Origin of the sequence: Bacillus coreaensis (genome assembly GCF_050586445.1) — a bacterium.
Classification (GTDB): Bacteria; Bacillota; Bacilli; order Bacillales; family Cytobacillaceae; genus Robertmurraya_A; species Robertmurraya_A coreaensis.
Window position 1 is genome coordinate 101,826 of record NZ_JBOCCY010000010.1, and the last position, 19,251, is coordinate 121,076.

General features: G+C 39.2%; 20 protein-coding genes and 1 pseudogene. 11 read left to right on the forward strand and 10 right to left on the reverse strand.

The window, feature by feature from the left end; translation table 11 throughout:
• Nucleotides 1-16 precede the first annotated feature (16 nt).
• The 8 genes and pseudogenes from ACQ5H4_RS15785 (at nt 17) to ACQ5H4_RS15820 (ending at nt 7,195) form a co-directional block, all read left to right on the forward strand.
• Complete coding sequence (locus tag ACQ5H4_RS15785; protein WP_430775966.1) at nt 17-1,147, forward strand: amidohydrolase; 1,131 nt, start codon at nt 17-19, stop codon at nt 1,145-1,147.
• A gap of 26 nt (nt 1,148-1,173) precedes the next feature.
• Nucleotides 1,174-1,959: a GNAT family N-acetyltransferase gene (locus tag ACQ5H4_RS15790; protein ID WP_430775967.1), complete on the forward strand. Its 786-nt coding sequence runs from the start codon at nt 1,174-1,176 to the stop codon at nt 1,957-1,959.
• A 15-nt stretch (nt 1,960-1,974) separates the two neighbouring features.
• Nucleotides 1,975-3,084: an o-succinylbenzoate synthase gene (gene menC, locus ACQ5H4_RS15795; protein ID WP_430775968.1), complete on the forward strand. Its 1,110-nt coding sequence runs from the start codon at nt 1,975-1,977 to the stop codon at nt 3,082-3,084.
• Between the two features lie 118 nt (nt 3,085-3,202).
• Nucleotides 3,203-3,394, forward strand: coding sequence for a YwbE family protein (locus tag ACQ5H4_RS15800; protein ID WP_430776004.1), 192 nt, complete (start codon nt 3,203-3,205; stop codon nt 3,392-3,394).
• 101 nt (nt 3,395-3,495) lie between these two features.
• A complete protein-coding gene (locus tag ACQ5H4_RS15805) occupies nt 3,496-4,479 on the forward strand; it encodes a DUF3231 family protein (RefSeq protein WP_430775969.1) in 984 nt (327 codons plus the stop codon).
• A gap of 212 nt (nt 4,480-4,691) precedes the next feature.
• Nucleotides 4,692-5,327 carry a GerMN domain-containing protein gene (locus tag ACQ5H4_RS15810; protein WP_430775970.1) on the forward strand — a complete coding sequence of 212 codons (636 nt, stop codon included), beginning with the start codon at nt 4,692-4,694 and terminating at the stop codon, nt 5,325-5,327.
• Between the two features lie 140 nt (nt 5,328-5,467).
• Nucleotides 5,468-6,253 (forward strand): annotated as a pseudogene (locus ACQ5H4_RS15815) (MCP four helix bundle domain-containing protein); the annotation flags it as partial.
• Nucleotides 6,254-6,385: 132 nt separating this feature from the next.
• Nucleotides 6,386-7,195: a methyl-accepting chemotaxis protein gene (locus ACQ5H4_RS15820; protein ID WP_430776005.1), complete on the forward strand. Its 810-nt coding sequence runs from the start codon at nt 6,386-6,388 to the stop codon at nt 7,193-7,195.
• A 36-nt stretch (nt 7,196-7,231) separates the two neighbouring features.
• Here ACQ5H4_RS15820 and ACQ5H4_RS15825 read toward each other — a convergent pair whose 3' ends face one another.
• The 7 genes from ACQ5H4_RS15825 to ACQ5H4_RS15855 form a co-directional block, all read right to left on the reverse strand.
• Nucleotides 7,232-8,482, reverse strand: coding sequence for an MFS transporter (locus ACQ5H4_RS15825; protein ID WP_430775971.1), 1,251 nt, complete (start codon nt 8,480-8,482; stop codon nt 7,232-7,234).
• Between the two features lie 83 nt (nt 8,483-8,565).
• A complete protein-coding gene (locus ACQ5H4_RS15830) occupies nt 8,566-9,852 on the reverse strand; it encodes an alkaline phosphatase family protein (protein ID WP_430775972.1) in 1,287 nt (428 codons plus the stop codon).
• 127 nt (nt 9,853-9,979) lie between these two features.
• On the reverse strand, nt 9,980-12,304 hold the full coding sequence (locus ACQ5H4_RS15835) for an immune inhibitor A domain-containing protein (protein ID WP_430776006.1): 2,325 nt from the start codon (nt 12,302-12,304) through the stop codon (nt 9,980-9,982).
• A gap of 418 nt (nt 12,305-12,722) precedes the next feature.
• A complete protein-coding gene (gene pepT / locus ACQ5H4_RS15840; protein WP_430775973.1) occupies nt 12,723-13,958 on the reverse strand; it encodes a peptidase T in 1,236 nt (411 codons plus the stop codon).
• A gap of 349 nt (nt 13,959-14,307) precedes the next feature.
• The gene (locus ACQ5H4_RS15845; RefSeq protein WP_430775974.1) at nt 14,308-14,478 is read right to left on the reverse strand and encodes a YfhD family protein; all 171 of its coding nucleotides are present in this window, start codon (nt 14,476-14,478) and stop codon (nt 14,308-14,310) included.
• 92 nt (nt 14,479-14,570) lie between these two features.
• Nucleotides 14,571-14,699 (reverse strand): YfhE family protein, encoded by a 129-nt coding sequence (locus ACQ5H4_RS15850; protein ID WP_084362114.1) that lies wholly within the window; start codon nt 14,697-14,699, stop codon nt 14,571-14,573.
• A 75-nt stretch (nt 14,700-14,774) separates the two neighbouring features.
• Nucleotides 14,775-15,677 carry a TIGR01777 family oxidoreductase gene (locus ACQ5H4_RS15855; RefSeq protein WP_430775975.1) on the reverse strand — a complete coding sequence of 301 codons (903 nt, stop codon included), beginning with the start codon at nt 15,675-15,677 and terminating at the stop codon, nt 14,775-14,777.
• A gap of 102 nt (nt 15,678-15,779) precedes the next feature.
• On the opposite strand from ACQ5H4_RS15855, the gene recX reads away from it, so the two are divergent.
• Entirely contained in the window at nt 15,780-16,577 is a 798-nt protein-coding gene (gene recX / locus ACQ5H4_RS15860) for a recombination regulator RecX (protein WP_430775976.1), read from the forward strand.
• 6 nt (nt 16,578-16,583) lie between these two features.
• Here the strand turns inward: recX and ACQ5H4_RS15865 are convergent, their stop codons facing one another.
• Nucleotides 16,584-17,243 carry an SDR family NAD(P)-dependent oxidoreductase gene (locus ACQ5H4_RS15865; RefSeq protein WP_430775977.1) on the reverse strand — a complete coding sequence of 220 codons (660 nt, stop codon included), beginning with the start codon at nt 17,241-17,243 and terminating at the stop codon, nt 16,584-16,586.
• Between the two features lie 82 nt (nt 17,244-17,325).
• On the opposite strand from ACQ5H4_RS15865, the gene ACQ5H4_RS15870 reads away from it, so the two are divergent.
• The gene (locus ACQ5H4_RS15870) at nt 17,326-17,670 is read left to right on the forward strand and encodes a YfhH family protein (protein WP_430775978.1); all 345 of its coding nucleotides are present in this window, start codon (nt 17,326-17,328) and stop codon (nt 17,668-17,670) included.
• 5 nt (nt 17,671-17,675) lie between these two features.
• On the opposite strand, the gene ACQ5H4_RS15875 is transcribed toward ACQ5H4_RS15870, so the two are convergent.
• Nucleotides 17,676-17,828 carry a small, acid-soluble spore protein K gene (locus ACQ5H4_RS15875; protein WP_430775979.1) on the reverse strand — a complete coding sequence of 51 codons (153 nt, stop codon included), beginning with the start codon at nt 17,826-17,828 and terminating at the stop codon, nt 17,676-17,678.
• A 94-nt stretch (nt 17,829-17,922) separates the two neighbouring features.
• Between ACQ5H4_RS15875 and ACQ5H4_RS15880 the strand changes: the two genes are divergently transcribed.
• Entirely contained in the window at nt 17,923-18,192 is a 270-nt protein-coding gene (locus tag ACQ5H4_RS15880; RefSeq protein WP_430775980.1) for a YfhJ family protein, read from the forward strand.
• A gap of 32 nt (nt 18,193-18,224) precedes the next feature.
• Here ACQ5H4_RS15880 and ACQ5H4_RS15885 read toward each other — a convergent pair whose 3' ends face one another.
• Nucleotides 18,225-19,205, reverse strand: a complete 981-nt coding sequence (locus ACQ5H4_RS15885) for a metal-dependent hydrolase (RefSeq protein ID WP_430775981.1) — start codon at nt 19,203-19,205, stop codon at nt 18,225-18,227.
• Nucleotides 19,206-19,251: the final 46 nt, after the last annotated feature.

Consider the following 19,251-nt stretch of genomic DNA (forward strand, 5'->3'; position numbering starts at 1 on the left):
AAGGGTTCTGACACAAATGGTTCTTTTAGAAAACTTTATAGATACAGAGCGGAAACAAATTTTGAATACGTATAAAGAACTTCATGAGCTTGCCGAGCCAAGCTGGAAGGAAGAAAAAACCTCTCTGTATGTAAGGCAAAAGCTAGAAAGGGCTGGATTTGATGTCCAAACCTTTCAGGGCCATTATGGGTTGATTGCTGAAATTAAGGGTGAAAGTAATGAAGTAATCGCGATACGTGCTGACATGGATGCTCTGTTGCAAGAGATAGATGGTGTTGTACAAGCGAATCATTCATGCGGTCATGATGGTCATAGTACGATGGTGTTATTTACAGCACTTGCACTTGCTAAAATAAAACATCATCATACCATTCGCATTATCTTTCAGCCAGCAGAGGAAAAGGCAGAGGGTGCGCTTAAAATGATTGAAGAAGGCGCACTAGACAATGTAAAGTTTCTTTGCGGAATTCATTTACGCCCTGCCTTTGAGGTTGCAAATGGAATGGCAGCTCCAGTAATCTTGCACGGTGCATCAAGCTGTATAAGAGGTACGATTAAAGGAACACCGGCACATGCTGCGAGACCGGAGGAAGGCAATAATCCTATTGAAGCTGCGGCCCTGTTGGTTCAAGCTTTTCAGAAGATTCGTGTCCAAACCGATGTGCCATATTCAATTAAAATGACTGAGCTTCATTGTGGAGAATCATCGAATCTGATTCCAGAAACAGCACGATTCACCGTTGATCTTCGTGCAAAATCGAATGAAGCCATGAAGTTGCTGTTAGAAGAGGCAAAACAATCAATACAAGCTATCGAGGATAGAACAGAAACAGTGATTGTTTACCAACAAGATAGTTATTCTCCTGCTGCAGTGAAGAACGAACATGCGGTGAAGCTTGCCGAAGAAGCCATTAAATCCGTGCTGGGAGAGAAATGCCTCGTACCGATGTGTGACTCTCCTGGTGCAGAAGACTTTCACTTCTACACATTAAAACGACCAGATATGGTTGCTACCATGATTGGATTAGGCTGCGGTTTAGAGCCAGGCTTGCATCACCCTAATATGAAATTTGACATTACAGCCTTACTTAATGGAACAAAAATTTTAACAAAGCTTTTATTGGAAGCGGACAATCAGACTTGGTAATGGCTCCGGTAAAGGAGGAAAGATATTTGAAAAATGAAGTAAGTATTCGCAACCTTCAAACTGTCACAGAGTTAGAAAAGGTACGTGAATTAGAGGCTCTCATTTGGAGTTTGGAAGATTCTGTACCTGTCAACCAAACGGTAGCCGCAGTGAAAAATGGCGGCTTCGTTCTGGGTGCTTTTCTCCATGATAAGCTTATTGGTTTTCAATATAGCTTCCCAGGATTTGATGGAACGAAAGCGTATCTTTGCTCTCACAGCCTCGGGATTCATCCTGATTATCGTGCATTTGGTGTCGGTGAGAAGCTAAAATGGGCTCAGAAGAAGACGGCACTTCTGAAGGGCTATGATTTAATCACCTGGACATATGATCCGCTTGAAACCGTAAATGCAAATCTAAATTTACATAAACTTGGCGGCGTCTGTTCTACATATATGGAAGATGTATACGGTGAGATGAATGATGGATTGAACTCAGGAATTGCCACCGACCGTTTTTTAATAGAGTGGAGGCTAAAGTCCGAGAGTGTGAAAAGGGACTTAGACCGAGACGCACTGCACGTTATAAAAACAGATCAGTTCAATGGAAACCTAACTCCTAAGGAAATTCACTTGAGCCTAGCTCATGATACCCTTTTCGTATCGGTACCAGGCAATTTTCAGACCATTAAAACAGAAAATTTCTCACTTGCTAAGAAATGGAGAGAGGCAACTCGAAAGGTGTTTATTCACTATTTTAAAAAAGGTTACATCGCTACTGATTTGCTGAAGGAAAAACCAAACCACTACTACTACGTTATAAAAAAGCTATAGCAAGGGGAGTGTGAAATGGAAGTAAAGAGCATCATTTTAAGGCATGTAAAAATGGACCTGTTAACTCCCTTCACTACGAGTGTGGGTACGGAGGTAGATAAGGATTTCATTATTGTGGAAGTACAGTCCCAAAGTGGTTTGTCAGGATGGGCGGAGTCTGTTTCAATTATTGAGCCAATTTATAACGAAGAAACGGTAAAGACCAATTGGCATATCATGAGTGATTTTCTAATCCCCTTATTATTAAAAAAACCTATTTCGCATCCGGATGAAGTGTCTGAGCGTTTTCAATATATCCGTGGCAATTATAATGCGAAGGCTGCGTTAGAGTGCGCTGTCTGGGATTTATACGCTAAAGAAAAGAATCTTTCCTTATCAAAAGCGCTCGGTGGAGTGAAGGATCGAATTGAAGTGGGCGTAAGTGTAGGAATTCAAAAGTCAGAAGCGGCGATGCTTAAGCAAATTGAAGAGTATTTAAAAGAAGGTTATAAGCGTATTAAAGTAAAAATTAAGCCGGATTGGGATATTCAAATATTAAAATCTATTCGACGCGAATTTCCTACGATTCCTTTAATGGCTGATGCCAATTGTGCTTATACATTAAAGGATATCGATCATCTTCAAGCGTTAGATGAATTTGATTTAATGATGATTGAACAGCCGCTTGCCTGTGATGACATCATTGATCATGCATCTTTACAAGCGAAGCTTTCGACACCTATCTGTTTAGACGAAAGTATCCATTCTGCTGAAGATGCTAGAAAAGCAATTCAGCTTGGAAGTTGCAAAATCATTAATTTAAAAATTGGCCGTGTTGGAGGACTAACAGAGTCAAGAAAGATACACGACCTTTGTGTAAATAATGAGATCCCTATGTGGTGTGGTGGAATGTTAGAAGCTGGTATTGGAAGAGCCCATAATATTGCAATTACATCTCTAGCCAACTTTACGCTTCCAGGTGACACAGCCCCTTCTTCACACTACTGGAAGGAAGATATTATCTCACCAGAAGTAGAAATGAGTGGCGGCCTTATTTCTGTACCGGACAAACCTGGAATTGGATTTGAACCAAATATTAAGAAAATTAATCAAGTGACACTTGAACAAAAAATCTTTCGTATATAGTAAAGGATATAGACTCTTTTGGGTCTATATCCTTTTTTCTACATTTTTAAGTATTTGGAGATATGGTGAAAATAGTAGATAATGATCTTATTCATAATAGAGGAGCGGGAAAAGAATGATGTTGTCACAAAAAAGAGAAAACATAAAAATTGGTAGCCAAGTAAAAGTGGTACAAAAAGCAGATCAACGAACAGGGAAATTAACGGAAGGTGTGGTTGCAAAAATCCTAACTAATAGCCCTACTCATCCACATGGAATCAAGGTGATGCTAGAAAATGGTATGGTTGGGAGAGTAAAGGAAATATTATAAGTTTCCAGAAGTAGGTATTTTACATACAAAGGAATTTTTATTTCGTTCACGTGCAAAGTAATGGTAGGAAAGTTAATTTTTGACGCGTGGAGGAAATGAAAATGCCTGATACACCTTCAATGACATCTTCAGAAATTGGAGCAGTATGGATTACATATCAACAAAAGACAATGCTTTTTCAAATGTTAGACTACTTTATCAATAATGCCGATGATCATGAAGCAAGAGAAATCATGAGCTCTTTAAAAGAAGAAATGCAACCATTTATTGCTCAGATGGTTTCTTTGTTTAATGCAGAGGGAATTCCAATTCCGCTTGGATTTGTTCCTCAAGATGTCAATAAAGATGCACCGAAGCTTTATGATAATGGCTTTGATATTATGTTCGTGCGGTTAGTAAAAAAAATCAGTTCAGGAATGCATACTTTAAACTTAACTATGGTCTATCGGGAGGATATCATTCTTCTCTTTAGAGATCTAACGAAGATGACTCAAAAATATTATGATAATTGTTCAAAGTATTTGCTGAAGAAAGGTCTACTTCCAAGAGCACCATATGTAACAATTGAAAAATCAATTGAATTTGTAAAATCCAATAACTACCTCGATGGCGCAAAACTGTTTAGTGAAAAAAGACCCTTGAATGCGGTGGAAATTGCTCATATTTACCATGGAATTGAGTCAAATGTGACAGGGATGCAAATGATTTTTGGTTTTGCTCAGGTGGCGAAAGAAAAAGAGGCCAAAAAGTATTTTAATAAGGGTGGAGAATTAGCAAAAGCAATCATTAAGGATATGAGTGAGATTCTCCTTCAGAACAATATACAAGTTCCAACAACAGCAGGTGGAAATATAACAGATTCAAAAGTTCCTCCATTTTCAGATAAAATAATGACGTACTGTATAAGTCTCTTCTGTAGTTTTTCGTTAGGAGGAAATTCCATCGGAACCGCTTTTAGCCTTCGCAACGATTTACCTTTAAAATTTGCAACATATATGAAGGATATTTTTGAATATGCCCATGAGGGAGCAAAGATCATGATTCAGAACGGATGGATGGAAGAGCCACCGCAGACGATCAAGTAAAAGGCATTAAATAGGATGTAAAAGAGCAGGAGCAGATCCTGCTCTTTTTTCACGATAGATGGGAGTGAGAGCGATGAAATTAAGTATATATATCCTGAGTCTTTCTAATATTATTCCTCTTTATTGTAAAATAAAATTTCTTTCCTCCATTAGGTAACCTTCTTTTTCATCGTAATATAATGAAGTAAGACAATAATATGGAGGGGGAAAGGGTGAGGAAACTTTTCGGACTACTACTCATTTCATTTGTTTTACTTATTGGATGTACGAAGAACGATGTTGAAGAAAAGCCTGTGTCACAACCATCAGTGGGAGAGGAGCCTACAAGCAATGATGGGGACAATCAGTCGTCTGGGGAAAAGCCAGTGAAGGATCCAGGCCAAGTACAGGATGCCGGAGACTCAGATGACAATCCGAGTACAACCGATCAAGGAAGTACAGGTGTGACAAAGGTGAAAATATTCCTTATTGGAATAGAAGACAATGGAGCGAGCGGAAAAAAGATTGGCGCAAATGATAGTGCTATACCGGTACTTGTAGATATTGAACCTACAAAGGCACCATTAAAGGCAGCACTTACCAAGTTATTATCCTTAAATGAGCAAATGTACGGTCAATCTGGGTTTTATCATTCTCTTTATCAATCAGACTTAGAAATTAAAAGTGTGATAATTGACGATGGTGAGGCAGTTATTGAACTAACTGGTAATCTAAAACTTGGTGGGGCACTTGATAACCCTCGGGTAAAGGCACAAATTGAAGAAACAGCACTTCAGTTTGATAGTGTGAACAAGGTGTCAGTATTTATTGATGGAAAAACACTTGATGAAGTGTTATCACTTAAGTGAATTTAATATGGACCGAAAAGCTTGGAGCCAGGACTTCAAGCTTTTTTTGTTCATACTTTTTTCATACTTCCTTTTTAATATAGAAACATTCTTTAGTTAGAATGACCTATATGAAATAGTCGTGGAAGGAAGAAAAAACAATGAATCTATTGAAAAACCTCAAATTTGGACAGAAAATTGCTGTTCTCACAGTTAGCTTTTTTATTTTTCTTATTATAAGTGGAGTAACGTCCCTTGTTCAAATTTCAGAAGTGAACTCGAATATTCAAAAGCTTAATAATGAAAATCTCGTACCTATCGTCAAGCTGGAGTCCATTAAATCCGATATTGAATACATAAGAACTCTAGCCAATTCACTTAAGGATACTAGTGGTGATGAGGAAGAGATGCAATCGATTCAAGATGAAATCGTAGTACAAATTGCCAGTACAAATGAAAGTTTAGAAGAATATAAGAATAATAGTAACTACAATGAATTTATGTCTAGCTACAATGAGTATATAGAGGCGATAACATCTTTTCTCGAAAGCGATGGGGTAGGAAGTGAACAGGAGCAGACGGAGACCAATATAGAAAGTCAAGGCCCCCCTCAGGAAATGGTGTTATTAGATTCAACAAAAACGGAATCAGTAAGTGCACTTGATAAAATCATCAATCTACAAATTGCACAAGCTGAAAACACGTATAACGAGAGTGAGACTGTATACAAGACGACTTTAATAATCACGATTATTGTGATAGCAATAGCATTTGTGACGACCTTATTGCTTTCCATTTTTATTGCTAGATCTATCAGCATCCCTACAAGAAGAGTTACATCTAAGCTCAAGGAAATCTCTGAAAGTAACGGAGATCTTACGGCCCGTATTGGTTACCATAGTAAAGATGAGATTGGTGAGCTAAGCAAAAGTTTTGATACCTTTGTAGAAAAGCTTCAAAAAATTATAAAAGAAGTAGCTGGATCCGCTGAAACCATTTCAGAATCAAGTGATCAGTTAACAGATGCAACTAGTGAAACGACAAAATCACTTGAGCAAATCACTTATACGGTTTCAGAAATTGCATCTGGTACTTCACAAAGTGCGGCGGTAATGGAGGAAACAACGAGTAATTTAATTGAAATGGCAAGCTTCTCTAGTCGTACTTCAAAAGCAACGAAACAAACAGCTGATAATACTAGATTGGTTCATGAGGCAGCTGTAAATGGCTCAAAAAAGATAACGGAAGTCGTATCTTCTATCTCAAATATTGCTGCATCGTCAAAGGACGTGACCATAGTTATTAATGAGTTGAATACCTCTTCAAACAAAATTAGTGATTTCATTCAGATCATTACAGGTATCTCTGCTCAAACGAATTTGTTAGCGTTGAATGCAGCGATTGAAGCAGCACGAGCTGGAGAAGCGGGGAAAGGTTTCAGTGTTGTTGCGGATGAAATTCGTAAGCTTGCAGACGAAAGTAATCGGGCAGCTTTACAAATCTCAAATTTAGTACAGGAAAATCAAGTGAAAACATCTTCAGCCGTCTCGTCAGTTCTAGAAGTAGAGGAGTTGGTAACCGCTGGAGTCGAGAAATCTAATGACGTATCTGATGCCATTCAACATATTATTTCTCATATTCAAGAGATTTTACATGAGATTAACCAAATTGATGCAGCTGCCGAAAAACAAGCATTATCAACGAATGAAATGGAAATGGCAATGAGTAATTTAGCACAGACAGCAGGAGAAACCGCTACAGGTACTGATCAAATTCGTACAAGTATTTCAGAACAACTTGCTACAATGACCAATATAGAGGGAACAACCGAACAGTTGTCTAAAATGGCTAAAAATTTACGAGAACTAACAGCTGGATTCAAGATTTAATCACGAGAAAACCCACCAGTTGGTGGGTTTTCATGATTATAAAGACTTTGGTTCAGGTACTTTTGTTAATATCACAAGACCAATAATAAATAAGATTACGAGGCTGAAAACACCACTGCTTGTATGACCTGTTATTTGTGCAGTTGCTGCAACAAGTAGTGGCCCCATAATTGAGGCGAATTTCCCAAAAATATTGTAGAAACCAAAAAATTCATTAGACCGTTCCTTTGGTACAAGCTTTGCAAAATATGATCGACTTAAGGCTTGAATTCCACCTTGCGATGAGGCAACAAGCATGGCCAGTATCCAGAAATCAGTGGCTGTCTCAAGAAAGAACGCATAAACGCAAACAATGATATAGACCACGATTCCAACGTAAAGCATCTTTTTCTCAGAAAACTTTTCAGCAAGCTTCCCATATAGAATCGCAAAGGGAGCAGCAACAACTTGGGTAACAAATAATACGATTAATAGTGTTGTAGAACCAATACCTAGATCTGTTCCATATGCAGTTGACATCGTAATAATGGTCCCAACTCCATCAATGTAAAAGAAATACGCTAGTAAAAACAAGAATAATGCCCGATACTTTTTAATTTCCTTAAAGGTTTCAGCTAGCCTTTTAAAGCTACTTACAACAGGCTTAGGGTCACGAGGAATGTAATAGATTTGATGTACATTTTTGAATATTGGTATCGAAAATAAGCCCCACCAAAGAGCGGTAATAACAAATGAGATTTGACTTGCTGAAGTGGTAGAGATGGGAATAATCTCAGATTGTGCAAGCATAATAATCGCAATACTAATGATAAAAGGGATGGTACTTCCAATATATCCAAGACTAAACCCACGTGCAGACACACGACTCATTCGGTCCTCTGTGGCAACATCAACTAAAAAGGCATCATAAAACACATTCGAACCGGACGAACCGATTACGGCAATCGTGTAAAAAATTAAAAGCCATAGCCATTGATCACTTGGGACAAAGGCTAATGCTGCAGTCATTGAGATCCCTAATGCCACAAAGAAGGTGAAAAACTTTTTCTTAAAGCCTTGATAATCTGCAATGGTACCTAATATAGGAGCTAGTAGAGCAAGGATGGATGTTGCAATTGCAATGGTATAGCCTAAATACGCCGTTGAATCGGCTGCATCAATTCCGGAGTTATTAGCTGCTGCCTTATAAAACAGTGGAAAGACAGCAGTAGAGATAATGATAGAATAAGCAGAGCTTGCCCAATCATACATAATCCAGCTTTTCTCTTCTCTGGTAAAGCGCTTCATAAGATTCCCCCTTAGGTAGTTACTTCCATTTTCACATAAAAATAGCTTCATAGATTAGGTTTGGAACTATTTTTACAAATGTTTTACATTATTAGTATCTCTTCTAGCATTCTCCCATCAACTGCTCCTAGGTCGAGTCCAAGGAGGCGAGCTAGAGTTGGACCTTCATCGATAAGTCGCATGGTTGTGATGGCTTGGCCGGTTCGAATTCCATTCCCACTTGCAATGAAGAGGGTATTGTAATCACTTTTTTCTGGTGAATAGCCATGGCAAGCTTTTGTATACTTTTTTGATGCAACGTCTGTTTCTGTAACTTCATCAATAAAAGCACCTTCAAGTGATTCATGAAAGTAGTACCCTCTAGCTGCTTCTATCATTAAGCTGCAATTTGGGTCTGCCCCGAATTGAGAAGCTTCTTTTGAAGTCCAGATGGCTTCGATTTCAGAACGGTCCAGTAATTCATGAACACGTGTCAACGTCTCTTGGTCATGATCCTTAATATAGATATATGCAGATCCATCACAGCTTTTGCAGTATGCCTTCCAGTGGATCACTTGATTATTTTTCCCTACTTGTAGAAAACCCTGCTCACGAAAAAGTACGTTAGGTTTTATCACTTTAGACTCATCGAGGGCGCTGTGATCGCCTAATGCGATAATAGTAGATTGTTGAAAAATTCCTGCTGACTGTAGGGCATCCATTATTCGGCCGAGTCTTTGGTCGTGTCGTTTAATCGCTGAAATTGCTTCTTTTGATGAAAAACCAGTTTCATGCCGATTCGTGTCAAGATCGGTAAAATGGATCAGCATTAGGTTTGGCTTTTTTATACGAATGGTTTCAACAGCAGCTTCAAGTACAAAGTCATCGAGATCTGGCTGGGAAAGTCCCTTTCTGATATGGCCGAATTTTTTGTTCATTTCAAGCTGATAAAGCGAGCTTCCGTTCATTAAGGAAACAGGAATTTGGTGATGCCATCGACGATTGGCGAATATCTCGGGCATATTATAGTCAATATTTGCTTTTGCTGTAACAGGCCAAAGAAGAGCAGCTGTACTCATTCCTTGTTGTTTTGCTTCGTCATACAAGGTAGTTCCTTGGATATCTCTTCTGTACCAATACCAATCTGGAGAGTCCTTTCCAGGCTGGAGTAAGGTGTTATTAATAATTCCATGATTCTTAGGTAGTTTTCCAGTAACGATTGTTGCGTGACATGGATACGTAACAGAGGGGTAAATCGTCTTCACATTTTTACAGTAGGAGCTATTTCTTAATAGCTTTTGAAAATTTGGTAGTGCTTTTAGAAGAGGAAAATCTAGGCTTGATAAGCAATCAAACGAAATGACAATTAAATGGTCAGTCAAACGTTCCATAAATGGCCTCCGTAAAGTAGTTTGAATCTTTACATTCATCATATCAAAAAGGATTTTAATTTTCAGAAAAAAATGGAAGCACGACAAAAAAAGACGATGGAGCACACTCCATCGTCCGTCTTAGTTATTATTTAAACAGAAGAATCTTACCAACTGTGCCATCAGAGCTTTGGCCAATTACGCGAACTTTTAAACCGAATTGAGGTACGTTACGTCCAGCATCAACCAAACCTTCGTTTGAATAATCTACACTGTCATCGAATAATGGAGAGCGTTGAGTAAAATTATCTTTCATTGTGATTCCTAGAGTACTAGTGTAATCTAAGAACATTTTATCTGTTTTATTAACATTGAAGGCTGCATCGTGAATTTGATAGCGAGTAGAACCAACTGCACCGTCACTCCAGTAGTTCGTGTGCTGATCCGCGTCAACGACACCAACAAAACCATCGCCAGGGTGAATTCCTGTCCAGTTCGAATCGTACTTTTTATCCACATACCAAACAACTAAGCCTTGGTCATAACTCATTAAGCTAGCTCCACGACGAATATTTGCTAATCCTTCGTCAACGCCGTTGTGGCTGCGCCATTCCAGCAAGTAGTAATGTTCGGAAGTTACAACTCCATTTGATTTTGAAAAGCCGTCAGATTCGAATGATGATTCTCCCTCAGCATCATCAAATACAACTTGTTCGCCGTTAACACTTACTGCAACGTCGTCTACATAAAGACCTGGAAGTACGGCAGCTACATCAGTCCAGTAGTTGATAGAAAGTTCAACTTCTTCACCAACGAAAGCTGATAAATCAAATTCTGCATCCACCCATTTCCCATTAGAAGAACCTGTGATTCCATGCCCAGGGTTTTGGTCATGTGGATCAGTTGTTGTCGTAAGGTTTCCTGGAATTGATTCACCATTAACTTGAACGGAAGCATAATCCCAATCAACTTCGATGTCGTACCATGTTTTGAATGTCAATTTAGCTGATGTTGCATCTGTTAAATCTAGAGTAGTAGATAAAGAGTTATCTAAATCATTGGCGCTACCTGAGAAATACATTGATTCACCACTGTATGGAGAAGTAATGACTGTTTCTTTGTCAGGAAGTGTTACTTTTAACACATCGTTATTCGTACCTTTTGAAGCTGCTTCATCAAGAAGGACTTCAACGCCTGCCTTAGATACTTCTGCAATGTCAATTTCAGTACCTGTTTGCCAGTTACCACCTGCAGAAGCTTGTAGCATTTCTTTCATGTATGGGCTAAAGCCGGTTGGCATAGAACCAGGTAGAGCGCCCGCCCAGCTGCCGCTTGCCATAATAGACCAGTAACCAACTGGTTCACCTTTACCTGTGTACTGAGTGTCATACTCATCTGGAAGGCCTAAATCGTGGCCGAATTCGTGAGCCATAACTCCGACTGCGCCGTCTTCAGGTTCAACTGTGTAGTCGTAAGCAGCCATTGTGCCACCCCAATAAGGAACAGTAGCTTCTGTTCCAGCAATCGGGTAAACTCCACCCAGGTTCCAACGATGTGACCAAATCGCGTCTCCACCGATTTTTCCACCGCCAGCTTCTTCACCAACACCAGAGTGAATCACCATTAGATGGTCAACGAGTCCGTCTGGCTCAAGATAATCTCCATCGCCATCAAGGTCGTAACGATCCCATTCGTCATATTCTTCCAGATTAACATTTGGATCTGCTGCTGCTGCATTTAGTGCTTCAGCAATTAAGGTTCTTGGCTTTGCATCGCTACCATCTGGAGTAGGGACGTTTCCACCGTAGTAGGCAGCCGGTTGGCTTGCTTGATACCATCCAGCAACCGTACCTTCGACAGAGTAGCTACCACCAGATTGTTGTTCATAATATTGTTTCATAGATACATAGGTTTTGCCATCTGGACCTTTCCATCCACCTGTTCCAAAAAGCATGTCCTGATAGTGAGCTTGAGAATATGCCTCTTCACCTTCGTAATACATATCGGTTTCTTCTGGAGTAAGTGTATTGTGAGGGAGATCAGGGTATTCCATTAGCACAACAAGTACTTTATCTGTTCTCATGCCCCCGTCCCATGCTTCTTCTTGAACCGAATCAACGGATTGCTTCTTTGTCTGACCAAGCTTGTTTCCATTTCCTTTGGTTAAGCTAGAAGTTTTCATTTCCTTTTGAAGAGCGGTCCGAACGTCTGCTTCCTCTTCATGGAGTTCACCAGCTTCTTTTTCAGCTGATGTTGCTTTGTTTTGTAGGAATATGTTTAAAGCTTTTTCTGCCTCTGCTGGGCTTGCATTTTGTGCGATTTTGCCTGAAGCTTTTAGCATTTTGATTAATCGCTCATCATTGGCAATTCCGAGGTCAAATGGGGAACCACTTGCATGTGAGTGGGATGCGTGTGAACCACTTGCTGATTCTGCTGCTATTTTTGAACTAGTTGGTAGAGTGGTAGAAAGCATCCCTACACTTAGTGCCAAAGCAGCGGCTGAGGATATAACTTTTGAAATTTTCAAATTTTTCCCTCCATCCTATGGTCTATGTTACTAGTTGAAAAGGTATGTAGAATTTCAATTATTTAGTAACACGAGTGATTCAAATATATCAGAATAATTTGAAAATGTTTATAGGGAAAAGTGACTGATTATTCTTACATAGAAAGGTTGAAAAAATGTGAATATTTTACTATGAAAAGATAGGGAAACGGATGAAAAGGAGAAAGAAAGAAGATATGAGGAAGCAATCCTAAGGAAGAAATATTGATTTCATTCAAGATTAATAGACCAGGCGGTTGATTAATTAAGATGACAAATTAGGGTGACAGACACCATCCGTGGACAAATCAGGCTGATTTGTCCACGTGGGATGGACAGTCATCTTTTATTTTGCTTTTTCTTCAAATAGTCTAGCGATTTCAACGATAACACTAGTTGCTTTCAGCATGTTGTCAATGGAGATAAACTCAAATTTCCCGTGGAAGTTCTCTCCGCCAGTGAAAATATTTGGAGTTGGTAGACCCATATAGGAAAGTTGAGAACCATCCGTTCCTCCACGAATGGGCTCGATAATCGGCTCAATGCCAAGCTTAGTCATTGCCTCGTGAGCAATATCAACGATCTCTTTAACCGGTTCAATCTTTTCTCTCATATTGAAGTATTGATCGTGAAGCTCAAGCTCAATGTTTCCTTGCCCGTACTTCTCATTTAAATCAGTAACAATTCTTTCCATCAAAGCTTTTCTATTATTGAAGCTTGTGCGATCAAAATCTCGAATAATGTAACTAAGGACGGTCTTTTCAACATCTCCATGGAAGGAGAGAAGATGGTAGAAGCCTTCATAGCCCTCTGTATATTCCGGTGCTTCTTCACTTGGAAGGAGGCTGTTTAATTCCATGGCGATCTTAGCTGAATTAACCATTTTACCTTTAGCGGTACCTGGGTGTATATTATTTCCTTTAATTGCTATCTTTGCAGCAGCAGCACTAAAGCTTTCATATTGAAGCTCTCCAATTGGTCCTCCATCCACTGTATAGGCGTATGTGGCAGCGAATTTATCCACATCAAATTTATGAGGTCCACGTCCAATTTCCTCATCAGGTGTAAACGCGACACGAATTTTTCCATGCTTAATCTCTGGGTGTTGTACTAAGTAGGCCATTGCAGTCATAATTTCAGCTATTCCCGCTTTGTTATCAGCGCCAAGTAAGGTAGTCCCATCGGTTGTAATTAAATGGTGTCCGATGTAGTTTTTTAAATTAGGAAAATCTTTTGGTGAAAGGACAATATGTAGGTCTTCGTTGAGAACGATGTCGTTGCCGTCATAGTTTTCGTGAAGCAATGGATTCACTCCGTTGCCGGTAAAATCTGTCGCGGTATCAAGATGAGCTAAGAAACCAATCGTTGGAACCTCTTTATCTGAATTTGCTGGAAGGGTGGCCATAACATAGCCATTTGTATCTATACTAACATCTTCTAGGCCGATCGACTTTAGTTCATCTACAAGCTTATTGGCAAGTGTAAGCTGACCAGGGGTGGAAGGGCAGGTGTTACTTTCGTCATTTGATTGCGTGTCAATAACAACATAAGAAATAAAACGATCAATCAACTCGATTTTCATAGCACAATTCAGCTCCTTTGGTTAATAATTCGAGTTACTAAATTTATGTAACTACAAGAATCATATTATCATAGAGGAAAACTAGTGTCATGCTCATATTTCAAGAGGAAGATGAGAGGAATGTCCATCACTGGTGGACAAATCCACCCAAAGTGTCCACGAGCGGTGACAGACACCCTCCGTGGACAAAACAGCATAAAGTGTCCACGAAGGGTGTCTGTCACCCGGTTTTGCACAGGGGTTGTGAATAACTGCTGGTTGGGAGAGCCCTTTATATACATATTTAAGATAAATTGTTAACATTATCCACAGGATTGTGGATAATGTTGTGCACAACTCTAATCTTTCCTTAGAACTTTTGATTCTGCCCGCTTTTTGCACGCTTATCTGCTGCTTTTGAACGAGCCATTGCTTCTAAGTCGTCATGGTCTGCTAGGTCGCGGCTAAATTCTACATCCAACCCGTCTGATTTCAAATTCTTTGGTGTTTGTGGAAGTGTTTGTTTTTTGCTCAATGTCATCTGCCCCTTTCATAGAAAAAAGTACGGAAATGTAACATATTCCCGTACTTTTATCCTTTACCTTCCCGGACATTGTTATGAATGGAAAAAGTTTAATGTCTCGACTTTTTACCTGAGAATCCTCCAGCTTGGTCAGCAAGCTTGAACTCTCGTGAGTAAGTTACCTCTTGCATGCTTGACAACGTGCTTTTAGACTTATCCTTTTTCTTTTTATCGCTCATTCAAAAAACATCCTTTCATTAAGGTAGTATTCACGTTACTAATTTTTACCTTAACACTCCATTTGCATACTTCTTTTATGAGTAAATATTATGAAGAGCTTCTTGAAGTGTCGGAAAAGTGAACGAAAACCCACTCTTAAGTAATTTTTCAGGAATAACCCTTTGTCCTTCTAGCACAAGCATGCTCATTTCACCAAGTAAAAGTTGAAGCGCAAAAGATGGGGCAGGAATCCAGTGAGGGCGATTTAAAACAGATCCAAGCGTTTTTCCAAAACTCTTCATCGTCACTGCCTCAGGAGCACAAAAATTGACAGGACCAGACAGGTCAGTAGAATCAATCACATGTCGAATTCCGTGAACGACATCTTTTATATGTATCCAAGAAAGCCATTGATCTCCAGAGCCAACCGTTCCTCCTGCAAACAAATGATAAGGAAGAGCGATCCTTGGCAAAGCACCATTCTTTTTGTCTAAAATTACTCCAAAGCGGGCAAATACGGTTCGAACACCAAGTTCTCTAGCCTCTAGGGTTGCAGCCTCCCATTTTTCCACCGTCTGTGCAAGGAAATCATTACCGGCTTTTTCGTTTGCTTCAGTAAATGTATGAACAGTTGAGGTACCGTAAAAACCAATCCCACTCGCATTAATAAGTAATTTGGGTTTTTGCTTTAAGTACTTAATAATAGCTACTACTTCGTTCGTTGCGCTTATTCTGCTATTTACTATTCGCGCTTTCCTTTCATCTGACCAACGTCCACTATTAATGGACTCACCAGCAAGATTAATGATTACATCAATAGCTTCAATCTCACTTGCAGGATCCGCATCTTCAGAAAGCCATTTCACATAAGTGACGCCCTTTTGATACCCATTTTCGGGATTACGCGTTAAAATAAAAAGATCATGACCGTCCGCTCTCAGGGATTCAGTAAGAGCTTTGCCAACTAGTCCAGTCCCGCCCGTAATGGCAATTTTCATCTGCTTTCCTCCTTTAAAAAAATCATTTACTTATATTCTACACGATTGCCTTCATTTTCAGCGTGCTCAAATGTGCTACATTACTATAAGAGGTGAATAAAGATGACAACAATTACAAAAATTACTGCTCAAAAAAAACGAACCGATCGCTATAATATTTTCCTTGATTATGGAAAAGGAGAAGAATATGGTTTCAGTGTGGATGAGGATGTACTAATTAAACACAGCCTGAAAAAGGGCATGGTGCTTGATGAACTTCTTTTATCGGAAATAGCGTATTCAGATGATATTCGAAAAGCTTACAACACAGCAGTAAATTATTTAGCGCGAATGATGAGAACGGAAGCTGAAATAAGAAAGCATTTAGTTGAAAAAGAAGTGGATGAGGTAATCATTCAAGAGGTCATTCATAAGCTGAATGAATATCAATTCCTAAATGACGAACAGCTTGCTTTCGCCTATGTAAGAACACAAATGAATACGACGGATAAAGGACCAACCGTCATCAAGCGAGAACTAAAGGAAAAGGGAATATCAGAAGCTCATATTCTTGAAGCAATTGATGAGTTTCCCTTCGAACTACAGCTTGAAAAGGCTATTGCCTTATGTGAGAAATATATGAAGAAAAACAAACAAGAATCACAGAGAATCATGAAACAAAAGATCGAACAGCTTTTATTCAGAAAAGGATATAGCTCAGAGGTCAACAAAATGGCTTTAGAGCAAATTGAAGGAACAAGCGATAACGAAGAAATGGAGTCATTACGTTATCAAGCAGAAAAATTGGAGCGAAAATACAGTAAATATACTGGCTATGAGTATGAGCAAAAAATGAGGCAGGCCCTTTATCGAAAAGGTTTTACCATTGATACTATTACAAAGTATTTAGAGTCCAAATAATATGGTTTATTTGGACTCGATGACGATACTTTCTTCTTCTTTTTGTGAAAAAATAATCTCAGCCACTTCTGATGGAGAACGGAATTTGGAAGGGTCTTTTACATGCTCGGAACCTTTCCAAAAAGCTGTGTTCATTCCACCCATATACACTGCTGAAATAAGAACCGGTTTTTCTTCATACTCCTTCTGTAAGCTTTCAGTAAAGCCTCGAATAGCAAATTTACTAGCCACATAGGCCGCCTCATTCACTTTTCCCCGCAGTCCAGCGGTTGAAATGATATTCATAACAAAGCTTCCGTCTAATTCGCATATATTGGGGAGAACCGCTTGTGTCATATACATAGTGCCGAGTACATTTGTTTGAAGCATTTCCTCGATCTCATTTTCCTTTATTTTTTCAAAAGGCCCGAAGAAACCAATCCCGGCATTATTAATTATTCCGACTATTTTATATTCCTTTAGAAGGAATTTGATGTTCTCGTCTACTTCCTGTTTGTTACGTATATCCATAACCATAATATGAGCGTTATTTAGTTGCTCCCTTACTACTGATAACGTTTCTTCAGACCTTCCAACTAAAATAAGATGGTAGCCTTCATTGCCATACTTTAGGGCAAGCTCTCGACCAAGGCCCGTTCCAGCTCCTGTGATAATTACAGATTTCAATATGTTTCTTCCTTTCGTCTGGAATAATATTATGGTACCATTACGTATACAAAAATACACCATAAGAAGCAGGTGGTTGGGGATGGAAAAAGAAAAACGTTACAGTGAACTCTCTGAATTCGAATTACATCAAGAAATAGCTAAACTGAATGAGAAGGCAAGAAAAGCAGAACAATTAGGGATGGTAAATGAATACGCCGTATTAGAAAGAAAGGCTATCATGGCTAAAGCTTATTTGTTGAATCCATCTGATTTTAAGCCTGGTGATATATATGAAATTGAAGGCGATCCAGGCGCTTATTTTAAAATTGATTACTTAAACGGAGTGTTTGCTTGGGGATACCGATTAGCAGGGAGCAAACAGGAAGAGGCATTACCAATTTCGATGCTAAGGAAAGAGGGAACCAGTCAAGCTGATTCCCGTTAATTAATTTAACTACGAGTACTTGAATTTTTCATCCGTTCTTGTGGATGAGTATTAATCGTCCCATCCGCTCTTTTGGAAGCAAATTCAGGTCTCGCCCTTGGTTCGCCCTGAAATTTATTACCGTTTTGGTTTGCAAAATCCTTTGCTTTATTTCGCATCGCTTTACCTCCTCAAGATGAGTGATGAATTAATCAAGCACTATTAGTATGCATTACTCAGAGGATATCGATAACTGGAAAAGAGGTGAAAAGAATGGAACATTATCAGCAAAAATTAATTGAATTACTATTGGAAAAAAATGACAATCTTTCTATCGGACAGGCGCGGACTTGGGTGGAGCTACTGTGGGATGATTTCGAGACAACAAGAGCAAGAGCTGGTTACTCCTACCGAGGGAGTGAGATGACTGAAAAAATTGTTCGACAATGGATCGATTATTATGGTGATAAGCTTCATGATTTTGTCGCTTCCAATCCGAAATATAAGCATCTATTAGAGCAGGACCCAAATGAACTACATTAAAAAGCGATGTCTACTAAAGACATCGCTTTTCGTTATCCAGGGATAATATCCAGCTTTTTACGTAATTTTTCTTCACTAAAGATCCAACCAGTATAAGAGGAAAGGATTTGAAGCTCAAGATCTAGTTGAACAACGGCCACAAATGGATAATGACCGTTACTGCGATACCGTAGATCAATAAAACGTACTTCGTAATACGTATCATATTCATCCACTTCCCACCGATAAACAGGAGAAAACGATAGAAAAGCGGAAAGGTTTTTATCTTGCTTTGCTGCTTCAAGAACGGGGGTCTCAGGGACAGCAACGCGTTTAAATTGGTCAAGGATACGCACTTTGTTATCATGGGCACGTCCAACAAAGAATTGGTTTTTATTCATTACAGCAATTCGCCACTGGTGAAACTTCATCGTTGGAGCAATAATGATGTCTGTTGCATCTGGAACAAGTTTTTTTACCTCATGATAAACCTTTCTCTGGGTAATAAATCGAAAAATATAGTAAGCAACCAAGACGGCATATACACCGATAAACGTATAACCAGGATGTGCTCCAAATACCCAAGCAATTATGCCAACAATATGCATCGCAAAAATAAATGGATCAAACGTGTTAATAATACCAAGCGCCACCCATTTAGAAGAGAACGGCCGTAACGCCTGCGTACCATATGCATTGAAAATATCAACGAAGACATGAAGAAACACAGCTAAAAAGGTCCAAAGCCATAAGTGAAGTAAATTGGCTTCTGGAAAAATAGGATAAATAATAGCTGTGATGGCTAAAGGCCAAAGCAACACAGCTGGAATGGAGTGTGTGATTCCACGGTGGTTACGAATATAAACGGCATTGTTTCTAAGCTTTAATACTGTGTCAATATCAGGAGCTTGTGAGCCAACAAGAGTAGCAATCATGACACTAGTGGCTGTTGCAGAACTGCTTGCTACAACGGGATCAAGTGTTGCAAGTCCTCCTAAAGCTAATCCCATCACAACGTGTGTACCGGTATCCAAAGGAATCTCCCTCCTTTTTAGGAAATATTTAATCCTTCTCTTATCT